The organism is Nocardioides iriomotensis (assembly GCF_004168035.1).
GTDB classification, from domain to species: domain Bacteria; phylum Actinomycetota; class Actinomycetes; order Propionibacteriales; family Nocardioidaceae; genus Nocardioides_B; species Nocardioides_B iriomotensis.
Map to the genome: position 1 here is coordinate 416,589 of NZ_SDPU01000035.1, position 10,266 is coordinate 426,854.

Annotated in this window: 8 protein-coding genes; 6 read left to right on the plus strand and 2 right to left on the minus strand. The window is 63.1% G+C overall.

Annotated elements, in window-relative coordinates; all coding sequences use genetic code 11:
* Positions 1–645 precede the first annotated feature (645 nt).
* The 6 genes from nrdR (at position 646) to vsr (ending at position 8,323) form a co-directional block, all read left to right on the plus strand.
* Entirely contained in the window at positions 646–1,167 is a 522-nt protein-coding gene (gene nrdR, locus ETU37_RS21835) for a transcriptional regulator NrdR (protein ID WP_129989435.1), read from the plus strand.
* A gap of 172 nt (positions 1,168–1,339) precedes the next feature.
* Complete coding sequence (locus ETU37_RS21840; protein WP_129989436.1) at positions 1,340–4,231, plus strand: vitamin B12-dependent ribonucleotide reductase; 2,892 nt, start codon at positions 1,340–1,342, stop codon at positions 4,229–4,231.
* Between the two features lie 68 nt (positions 4,232–4,299).
* Complete coding sequence (locus tag ETU37_RS21845; RefSeq protein WP_129989437.1) at positions 4,300–5,232, plus strand: NaeI family type II restriction endonuclease; 933 nt, start codon at positions 4,300–4,302, stop codon at positions 5,230–5,232.
* 43 nt (positions 5,233–5,275) lie between these two features.
* Positions 5,276–6,550 carry a DNA cytosine methyltransferase gene (locus ETU37_RS21850; RefSeq protein ID WP_129989438.1) on the plus strand — a complete coding sequence of 425 codons (1,275 nt, stop codon included), beginning with the start codon at positions 5,276–5,278 and terminating at the stop codon, positions 6,548–6,550.
* 46 nt (positions 6,551–6,596) lie between these two features.
* Positions 6,597–7,856 (plus strand): restriction endonuclease, encoded by a 1,260-nt coding sequence (locus ETU37_RS21855; protein WP_129989439.1) that lies wholly within the window; start codon positions 6,597–6,599, stop codon positions 7,854–7,856.
* An 83-nt stretch (positions 7,857–7,939) separates the two neighbouring features.
* Complete coding sequence (gene vsr, locus ETU37_RS21860; protein ID WP_129989440.1) at positions 7,940–8,323, plus strand: DNA mismatch endonuclease Vsr; 384 nt, start codon at positions 7,940–7,942, stop codon at positions 8,321–8,323.
* Between the two features lie 24 nt (positions 8,324–8,347).
* On the opposite strand, the gene ETU37_RS21865 is transcribed toward vsr, so the two are convergent.
* Together ETU37_RS21865 and ETU37_RS21870 are read right to left on the minus strand one after the other, a co-directional pair.
* Positions 8,348–8,878, minus strand: a complete 531-nt coding sequence (locus ETU37_RS21865) for a hypothetical protein (RefSeq protein WP_129989441.1) — start codon at positions 8,876–8,878, stop codon at positions 8,348–8,350.
* 8 nt (positions 8,879–8,886) lie between these two features.
* Complete coding sequence (locus tag ETU37_RS21870) at positions 8,887–10,017, minus strand: DUF262 domain-containing protein (protein ID WP_129989442.1); 1,131 nt, start codon at positions 10,015–10,017, stop codon at positions 8,887–8,889.
* Positions 10,018–10,266 lie beyond the last annotated feature (249 nt).

A 10,266-nucleotide genomic window follows, 5' to 3' on the forward strand; every position in this document is an offset into this window, starting at 1 on the left:
TGGACACCACGGCGCGCCTCGTTTCGCCGACCGATCGGTCGGGTAATCATCATCTCAAGAAGCAGTGCACGTTCCTCCAAACCGTGCAGTCGCCCCGAGTGCCCGGTGCAGGACCCACGCAGGCCGACTGAGCTCGGTGGCGAGGCCTCTGCACCGGGCCGGCGCATTTCTGATCAATCTCTCGCGTCGGCGTCCACCCGCGAATGGCCCGGACGGGCCGTGGACAGTGGCCGAACGGCCCGGTATGGACCCGTTCCGCGCTCACTGCGTGCGAGCCCCGCGACACGCCCGCGACCCGCCGTTCCGTGCCGCTCTTCCAAGGTCTGACCTGCGGTTTTACCTACGACACCAACGATCTTCGGTTTTCTTTCCCGATCTGGTTGCGCGCCTCGGGACGCCGACCTAGGGTTACCACTACATCTAGTAGTTACACCGTTGTGGTTTTCCACATCTAGGCCCACAGGCCGAGCGGGATTACCCACAAAAAACCGCTGGATGTCCCCACGTTACGCACAGTTTCGTCCCCAGATCCGGTGGCTCACCGCCGCCGGCACCCGGGCAGAAAACGTCGGTGGGGAGCGTTGAACTAGACGTGTGGACAACCACCGCCACAGGCACCACGAGACCGGGAGAGGAGTGGCCGCGATGCACTGTCCCTACTGCCGCCACACCGACACCCGCGTGCTCGACAGCCGGGTGGCCGACGACGGCGGAGCGATCCGCCGCCGGCGCACCTGCCAGGAGTGCGGCAAGCGGTTCACCACCGTCGAGCAGATGCAGCTGACCGTGCTCAAGCGCAGCGGGGCCAGCGAGCCGTTCGCCCGGGACAAGGCGATCCGCGGCGTCCGTAAGGCCTGCAAGGGCCGGCCGGTCTCCGAGGACGACCTGCAGTGCCTCGGCCAGAAGGTCGAGGACACCCTGCGCAGCGACGGCTGGGCCGAGGTGCCGGCCCACGAGGTCGGGATGGCCATCCTCGGCCCGCTCCGCGAGCTCGACGAGGTCGCCTACCTGCGTTTCGCCAGCGTCTACCGCGCGTTCGAGTCGGCCGACGACTTCGAGGCCGAGATCGCGATGCTGCGCGCCGAGCGCCCGCCGACCGCGGCCGAACCCGCCGACGACGCGTCGGCCGCCCGGTCGGCCGACGGCACCGCCGTACCCACCGGGTAACCCACAGACTGCCCGGCGCGTCGTGGGGAAGCGGCGCGTCGGGCAAACCAACTTCCCACCAGTCACATCTGAAGCACCTGTTCCGCAGACTTCGCCGCGATCGACCCGCGGCAAGCACCAACAGCAGAAGCCAGCAGCACCACCGAGAATCACAGGGGAAAGGAAGCACCACATGACGGAGACCGCGAACGGCCCGGCACGCAGCACCGCCGGGAGCCGGAAGGCCGGTGCCAAGGGCGGCATCAAGATGGAGCGCGTGTTCTCCACCGAGGGTGTGCACCCCTACGACGAGCTCACCTGGGAGCGTCGCGACGTCGTCCAGACCAACTGGAAGACCGGCGCCACCGTGTTCGAGCAGAAGGGCGTCGAGTTCCCCGACACCTGGTCGATCAACGCCTCGACGATCGTCACCACCAAGTACTTCCGCGGCGCCGTCGGCACCGACGCTCGCGAGTGGAGCCTCAAGCAGCTCATCGACCGGGTGGTGAAGACCTACACCAAGGCCGGCGCCGACCACGGTTACTTCGCGACCCCGGCCGACGCCGAGCTGTTCGAGCACGAGCTCACCTGGCTCCTGGTCAACCAGTACTTCTCGTTCAACTCCCCGGTCTGGTTCAACGTCGGCACGCAGAGCCCGCAGCAGGTCTCCGCGTGCTTCATCCTCTCCGTCGACGACTCGATGGACTCGATCCTGAACTGGTACAAGGAGGAGGGCTTCATCTTCAAGGGCGGCTCCGGTGCCGGCCTGAACCTCTCCCGCATCCGGTCCTCCAAGGAGCTGCTCTCCAGCGGCGGTACGGCGTCCGGCCCGGTCTCCTTCATGCGCGGTGCCGACGCGTCCGCGGGCACCATCAAGTCCGGTGGCGCCACGCGTCGCGCGGCCAAGATGGTCGTCCTCGACGTCGACCACCCGGACATCGAGGAGTTCGTGATGACCAAGGCGCGCGAGGAGGACAAGATCCGCGCGCTCCGCGACGCCGGGTTCGACATGGACCTGGGCGGCGCCGACATCACCTCGGTGCAGTACCAGAACGCCAACAACTCCGTCCGCGTCACCGACGAGTTCATGCGCGCGGTCGAGGAGGGCACCTCCTTCGGCCTCAAGGCCCGCGGCACCGGCGAGGTCATCGAGACCGTCGACGCCCGCGACCTGTTCAAGAAGATCGCGCAGGCGGCGTGGGAGTGCGCCGACCCGGGGCTGCAGTACGACGACACGATCAACGACTGGCACACCAACCCCGAGACCGGCCGGATCACCGCGTCCAACCCGTGCTCGGAGTACATGTCGCTCGACAACTCCTCCTGCAACCTGGCGTCGCTGAACCTGCTGAAGTTCCTCAAGGACGACGACACCTTCGACGCCGAGCTGTTCGCCAAGGCCGTCGAGGTGATCATCACCGCGATGGACATCTCGATCTGCTTCGCGGACTTCCCGACCGAGTCGATCGGTCAGACCACCGTCGACTACCGCCAGCTTGGCATCGGCTACGCCAACCTCGGCGCGCTGCTGATGGCGATGGGCCTGGGCTACGACTCCGACGGCGGCCGCTCCATGGCCGCGGCGATCACGTCGCTCATGACCGGCACGTCGTACAAGCGCTCGGCGGAGCTCGCCGCGGTCGTCGGCCCCTACAACGGCTACGCCCGCAACGCCGACGCCCACAAGCGGGTCATGCGCAAGCACCAGGCCGCCAACGACGCCGTGCGCACCCTGCACGTCGAGGACGCCCGCGTGCACAAGCTCGCCACCAAGGCGTGGGACGCCGTCGTCAAGACGGGGGAGAAGAACGGCTACCGCAACGCGCAGGCCTCCGTGCTCGCGCCGACCGGCACCATCGGCTTCATGATGGACTGCGACACCACCGGCATCGAGCCCGACTTCTCGCTGGTGAAGTTCAAGAAGCTCGTCGGCGGCGGCTCGATGCAGATCGTCAACCAGACCATCCCGCGTGCGCTGAAGAAGCTCGGCTACCAGACCGAGTCGATCGAGGCGATCGTCGAGTACATCTCCGAGCACGGCCACGTCATCGACGCGCCCGGCCTGAAGACCGAGCACTACGAGGTCTTCGACACCGCGATGGGCGCCCGATCGCTCAAGCCGATGGGCCACGTCCGGATGATGGCGGCCGCGCAGCCGTTCCTGTCCGGCGCGATCTCGAAGACCGTGAACCTGCCGGAGACGGCCACGGTTGAGGAGATCGAGGACGTCTACCTGCAGTCCTGGAAGCTCGGCCTCAAGGCGACCGCGATCTACCGCGACAACTGCAAGGTCGGTCAGCCCCTCGCCGACGGTGGCGGCAAGGCCAAGAAGGACGCCGCCGATGCGGCCGCGGCTGCGGAGTCCAAGGTCGAGACGGTCGTCGTCGAGCGTCCGGTTCGCAAGCGGCTGCCGAAGTCGCGTCCGTCGCGCACCACGTCGTTCACCGTCGGTGGCGCCGAGGGCTACATGACCGCCGGCTCCTACCCCGACGACGGTCTCGGCGAGGTCTTCCTCAAGCTCGGCAAGCAGGGCTCGACCCTGGCCGGCGTGATGGACGCCTTCTCCATGGCGATCTCGATCTCGCTGCAGTACGGCGTCCCGCTGGAGACCTACGTCTCGAAGTTCGTCAACATGAAGTTCGAGCCGGCCGGCCTCACCGACGACCCCGACGTCCGGATGAGCCAGTCGATCATGGACTACGTCTTCCGCCGCCTGGCCCTCGACTACCTGCCGTTCGAGACCCGCTCCGCGATGGGCATCTACTCGGCCGAGGAGCGTCAGCGCCAGCTCGAGACCGGCTCCTACGAGCCGATCGAGGAGGTCGCCGTCGACCAGACTTCGGTCGACCTCGAGGCGTCCGTGACCGAGGCCGTCGAGGCTGCCGTCAAGGAGGTCGAGGCCAAGGTCGAGACGGCCGCGGTGAAAGAGGCCCCGAAGGGCGCCCACACCTCCGCCGAGCTGCTCGAGGCGATCACGGGTACGGCGGTCGACAGCCCGCTGTGCTTCACCTGCGGCACCAAGATGCGTCCCGCCGGTAGCTGCTACGTCTGCGAGGGCTGCGGCTCCACCAGCGGCTGCAGCTGACAGAGCACTTGAGGTGGAGGCGTCGGGCGTCGATGCCTCCACCTATCACTTTGAAAGGTAATTGAGTCGTGGCCGTGCCGGTTGTGGGGGAGGAGCGTGACCGTGCACTCGAAGAGGTTTTTGAAACGCTCATCGCGCTCGATCCGGATCAGTCTCGAATCGCTGCAGCGCTGCGCCGCACCATCGATCAGTTGTACGACGGTCAAAACACGGGTCGCTACCGCTGGGATCAGCTCCACAAGACCGAAAAGACGCACTGCGGCACTTTGGTCGAGATCAACCTGCAGCGGGAGTTCAACTTCAAGGACGGCGTCCTCCTCGACTACGAGATCGCGAAGCATCAGGTCGACTGCAAGTACAGCCAATCCAGTGGTGGCTGGATGATCCCAAACGAGGCGCACGCGCAGGTGTGCTTGCTAGTGACAGCCGACGACGCGAAGTCGACCTTTAGCGCCGGAATTGTGCGGGCTCGCCGCGAATGGCTCAATGTGGGACGTAATCGCGACGCCAAGGCGACCCTGAGCAAGGCCGGCCGAGAAAACATCCTCTGGTTAGCGCGTAACGCACAATTGCCTCCAAACATTCTGCTGGGGCTCCCGGCCGATGACATCCTGGCGATCTTCGCTCCTCAATCCGGGCAGCGGCGCGTCAACGAACTATTCCGGAGGGCGCAAGGTCGCCGCATCACCCGTGGAGTGGTAGCTACGGTCGCCCAGCAGGCTGACTACATGAAGCGCGTACGCGGGAACGGCGGGGCCAGGAGTTCGCTCGCACCCGAGGGAATCATTGTTCTGGGTCACTACGGTGCACATCGGGCAGTCGGACGGTGTCTCGGGCTCGAGGAGCTGTTGGCAGGCGAAAGCATGAGTGTCCGAGTTGTGCCTGCCGACGAAGCCGACTATTGGACCGCCGAGATCGACGGACGGCTGTGGCGCGTCGCCGATGCACACGATCCGGTCGTCACGGCGCCAACGCTCCCACCAGTGTCGGCGGCGTGGTGAACGATGCCTTTAACTATCCGGGGTCGGGATACGGAGGAGAAGAGTGGCTGAGCTGAGTGTTGTTGAGATCTGTGCAGGCGCTGGCGGCCAGTCGCTTGGCCTGCATCGAGCCGGCTTCGACCACATGCTCTCTCTAGAGATCGACCCGCAGGCCGCCGCCACGCTCCGGCATAACCTCGAGCGAATTCAGGATCGCTCGCCGGACGTTCGCGTCGGCGACGTGGCGGACCAAGGACTGTGGAGGCCCGAGGACTACGAAGGCGTCGACCTACTGGCGGGTGGTGTGCCGTGCCCGCCCTTTTCTGTGGCGGGCAAGCAGCTAGGTAGTCAGGACGAACGAGACCTCTTCGCGTGGGCAGTCGAACTCGCCGGCCGAATCCAGCCCCGGGCATTGCTTCTCGAAAACGTCCGTGGTCTGTCAGCTCCACGGTTTGCGGGGTACCGGCAGGCAATCGCGGATCGCCTGGAGGAGCTCGACTACGCGTCCGCGTGGCGCATGCTGCACGCCAACGAGTTCGGTGTTCCACAGCTTCGTCCGCGTTTTGTCCTCGTGGCGATGCGACCAGATTCTGCAGCGCATTTCTCGTGGCCGACACCCCTCGAGGACTGCCCCAGCGTTGGGGACGTTCTGCGGGAGTCGATGGGCGAACGGGGATGGCGCTACGCGGACCGGTGGGCAGACCAGGCCGTGACGATCGCGCCCACGATCGTGGGGGGGAGCAAGAAGCACGGTGGTGCTGACCTTGGTCCCACTCGGGCTAAGCGTGCTTGGGCGCAGCTGATGGTCGACGGGCACGGTGTTGCAGACCATGCCCCGACGCGCAACGACCCCTCGTTCCGAACACGAATGCCTAAGCTGACCAACGAGATGGTTGCGCGGATCCAAGGGTGGCATCGCGGTGGTGAGGACTGGGAGTTCCTCGGCAGGAAGACGTCCACATATCGCCAGATTGGCAACGCGTTCCCTCCGCCCGTTGCGGAGGCGATCGGCAACTCGATCAACGCTGCGCTCAACGAGTCGGCGGCGGCTAGCGGTGGACTTGAGTCGACTGTTCACGATGACCTCTACAGACTTCTGAAGGGGTCATCGAAACTGCTTACGATGAACGACATCGTAAAGTCCCTCGGCCTTGGAAACGACCTATCCTCCATCGCTCGACGACTCCAAACGCTCAGCGAGGACTTCGTCCTCCATGAGATGGAGACGTCGCAGGGACTCGCATATGGACTTGGTGAGTTCAAGGCTTTCCGCGGCCAGGAAGACCACGGTCGGCACTCACACTTTGCTGATGCAAGAACGCGTGCTCGAGTGAGCTAGACGCATCGGGCTGCGCAGAAGCCGGAACCGGTGAAATCCTTAGCCCGTGTCTCAACACATCTCCGTGTCATTTGACGATCTGGCTACCAGTGATCTGGTCGTTGACGCGCTGTACGAGGGCGGACGAAGGGGGAACCGCGGCGATGATCCGATCGCGAAGCTCTTGCCCGTTGGTAACGCGGGTGGATTCCGCTTCGTAGGCAGCCCGACGGCAGGCACGGTCAGAGCGTTGGCGCTCTACACCTCGAACGCCGACGCTGATTGGCCCGATCGTCTGGATGCAGCAACTGGCACCTTCTCTTACTACGGGGACAACAAGGCACCTGGTCGGCAGCTTCATGACACGCCCCGCAAAGGCAACTTGTTCCTGAGCCTTGCGTTCGCGTTGGTTAGCGAAGGCGTTCTTGGCCGACGCCAGGTTCCTCCGATCTTGCTGTTCGCCAAGGGTGGCCGCGGCGCAGACGTCCATTTTCGTGGGCTCTTGGTGCCAAGTTCTCCGTTGGTGCCGGTTGACGAGCAGCTGGTCGCGATCTGGCGGAGTGCCGGAGACCAGCGGTTTCAGAACTATCGCGCAACGTTCTCGGTGCTAGACGTCCCATGTGTGTCTCGGGAATGGATCACGGCGGTGGTCAGTGGCGAAGACCCGGTTCGGCTGGCACCCCCTGCGTGGGAGAAATGGGTGCGGACTGGTGTCATTGAGCGTTTGCAAGCGCCGAAAGCGTTGGCGTTCAGGACGAGAGAAGATCAAATCCCCAAGCCCGGGGACGACAGTGAGATCGTCGCGGCGATTCATGAGCACTTCGCTGGCCGGCCGCATGACTTCGAGCAGTTCGCCGCCCAGATTTGGATGATGATCGCCCCTGCAACAGACGAAATTGAAGTAACGCGGCCTTCTCGCGACGGTGGCCGGGACGCGGTCGGACGCTACGCGATCGGTCCACCCGGCGATCTAGTGCGCATCGACTTCGCTCTCGAGGCCAAGTGTTACGGACCTCTCAACTCCGTGGGCGTCCGCGAGATGAGTCGGTTGATCTCCCGGCTGAGGCATCGCCAGTTCGGCGTGCTAGTTACGACTTCGTACGTCAACCGGCAGGCGTACCAGGAGGTCCGCGACGATGGCCACCCTATCGCCATCGTTTCAGGCCGTGACATCGTGGAGGTGCTCAAGCGCAGGGGCTGGGGGTCTCTCAGGGCAGTTAGGCAGTGGCTCGTGACTGAGTTCCCCAGGGCACAGGTCGGTCAAGTCGAGGTCGTGACTCCGGGGGTCATCGTGGAAGTTGACGAAAGTGTGGTTCGGTCCAATTGACGAGTAAGGGCGGGGACAACGAGGTGAACACGGACGCGCCCAGGTCCGGATCTTGGGCCTCCTCCCCGGGCGTTGCGTCTCGCATGCGTCGCCAGAAGGCGAGGGACACGCAGCCTGAGCTCGCCCTTCGTCGGCTTCTTCACAGCCGGGGGCTGCGGTACCGCGTGGATCGCGTCTTGCCACTGCCTGGGGTCCGCCGACGCGCCGACATCGTCTTTGGTCCTGCCAGAGTCGCGGTCTTCGTAGATGGCTGCTTCTGGCACGGATGCCCACTTCATGGCAACCCGGAGGTCAAGAGCAATACGTGGTACTGGCCGCAGAAGATCGAGCGCAACCGGGATCGAGATGCTGATACTGACCGTCGCCTGAGGGCTATCAACTGGCTGCCCATCCGCTTGTGGGCGCATGACGACCCCGCCGAGTGGGCCGACATCGTTACGACTGCAGTCCGGGCACGATCCCGCTAATAGCCGGGGCCGCGAACAGCTCCGCTATCCGGCAGCTTGCCTAACAATTCGCATTGCCATGTCTGGGAACTCAACAGCGGACCGAAAATGCTTCTCGATCTCGGAGGCGGTTGCCTCGAGCGTGGCTGTAGCGAGATTTTCGTGCACTATAGTGTTTCGGGCGGTACAAAGAAACATGAAGCTCTGACCAGCTTTATCAAATGGTTCGTTATCGGCTGCCTGAGCAGCATACAATTCATGGCAGGCGGTCCCGAAGCTCTTGAAGAAGCTTGTCGGCTTAGGCGAATCGAAATTGAACCATCGAAAAAACTTGCGCTCCAGAGACTCGCGTCGGATGAATTCGTAGGGCGTGCTGCCAAGTCCCGCGAAATACTCGTGCATGTGAAAGGACATTAGCGATTCGAGGTGCGACGCCGCCGCAAGTACGAACAATTTGCGGAAGTGTGTGTCCAGGGCGACGTGGTCGCTAACCGCGTCGGCTCCTAGCGAGTTCGAGAGAGAATGGTAGTCGTTAAAGAGTTGGTCCACTGGGCCGGCGGATGGCGGGAAGTCCATGCCGTGGCCTATCCGACATGCTCTGCGGCGGCCCGCAGCCGGGCGCGAACGTTGACCGTCTTAGTACTTCCTTCTTGCAGCGAGTTGACAAAGCGTTCATCGGCGGCGAGTTGGATCACCTGCTCGTAGGTAACGGATGCTCTGGAATTAGCCCATAAGGTTGCGACGACCGCTTCGAAAAGAAGCGGGCTAAATCGACCACTTCGTCGAAATGCCTCTGGCCCCGCCTGGTGGCACTGTTCGATTACGTGGCGAAGCCGCTTTTCGACGTCTGCTGCCCGATCTTGCGGCCATCCTCGTGCCGCTACGCAAAACGAGTTGATAAAAGTCGTCATAGGGCTTGAATAGATGTCGGATTTCATCGCTAGAGCGACCGAACGCAGGAGGATCTCGGCATCTTGCATTCGAGAGTCGGGCTCTTGCCTTCCAATGAGTTTGCGCCAGGAAGAATCGTGATTGATTTCATCAATGAGACTCATCAACTCAGAGCGATACAGCGATGCACGAATTTCCTGGGGGGCTAGGTTTACGCCGCCGCTGTTGAGGCGGTTGAAGATCTCGTACATGGCGTCATTGCCACGGGGGCTGACCTGCTTCACGACGACATTGCGCAACGCTCGAAGATCAAGCGTAGGCTTATATGTGTCAAGCTGCGTGTACTTCAATTTGTGGAATCGGTTCACGGATTGCGATTCGGGTGTTGAAAGATTCAGCGCGAAGTCTTGGAAAGCGGAGTCGTCAGCCAGCGCGGCTTCATCAAGTGGCCCGTTGCGAAGAAGGGCACGCAGATGACCACGCCTGGAAGGACGCGGAAAGCGTCCCTTCAGGTAAAAGTAGATAGTCAGAAGGCGCTGTTGCCCGTCGATCACGAGGTATCGATTTCGTTCTTCCTCATAGAGGAAGATTTGAGGTACGGGAAGCCCGACTAGTAGCGATTCGATGAGTCGTGACGCTCGTTTTATGTCCCACACATAATTGCGTTGAAAGTACGGGATTTGGATGGCCCCGGCTTCCATGTAGTTGCCGATTGTCAGAACGTTCCAGTCGTTGGGCGATGACAGGATGTCAAACTCTGTCGGCGTGGCCTCATCTAGGTCGTCGATTTCGTCGCTCGCAACCCAATCTTCACCCTCCGACATCGTGCTCCCCTCGTTGGACGCATGCAGACTGCAAAGTCGCCAAGTGAACGTGACGCACGTGAGCTTAGCTGGCTCTGTCCAGGGCAACGCCCAACGACGCACCGCTACACACCGCCGGCGAGCCAATGAGGGTCCACGTGAGGTGATTGAAGTGACCCTCCGAACCGCTTTCGCGCGTTCCTCGGAGATTCAGGCCGCGTTGGTCTAACCTTGCCTTCTCAAGCCTTACGAAGGTTGTGTACCGCGGGG